1 protein-coding gene is annotated in these 396 nt (G+C 52.5%); it reads right to left on the bottom strand.

Features of this window, described 5'->3' with window-relative positions; translation table 11 throughout:
* The coding region (locus C1G53_RS07685; RefSeq protein ID WP_192873113.1) for an E3 binding domain-containing protein at positions 1-396 on the bottom strand (396 nt) is incomplete at both ends.

Raw genomic sequence — 396 nt, 5'->3', positions numbered from 1 at the left:
TGCTCCCTTGAAGTCTTCGACGTCAACCTTGTGGACACGACCGTTAGCACCTGTTCCTGGAACAAGACCCAAGTCGATTCCAAGCTCACGCGCCAATTTACGCGCAGCTGGCGTTGCACGCACCTTGCCACTACCTTGTGGTTTGGCAGCAGTTGCAGGAGCAACGATTACTGGTGTACGACCCGCAGGTACTTCTTCAATAGCCGCTGCTGGTTCAACAGCAGGAGCAGATGAAGCGCCGGCTTCAACCGTTTCACCTTCAGCACCGATGTAGGCAATAACTTCTGTTACAGGAACGGTAGCACCGTTTCCGTGAACAATTTTCAATAGGACGCCTGACTCTTCTGCTTCCAGCTCCATGCTGGTCTTGTCAGACATCATTTCCAAGATGACGTC

The organism is Streptococcus suis (genome assembly GCF_002960445.1).
Lineage (GTDB): Bacteria > Bacillota > Bacilli > Lactobacillales > Streptococcaceae > Streptococcus > Streptococcus hyiners.
Note: the sequence above shows the minus strand (reverse complement) of the source record. Positions and strands in the feature narration are given on the sequence as shown.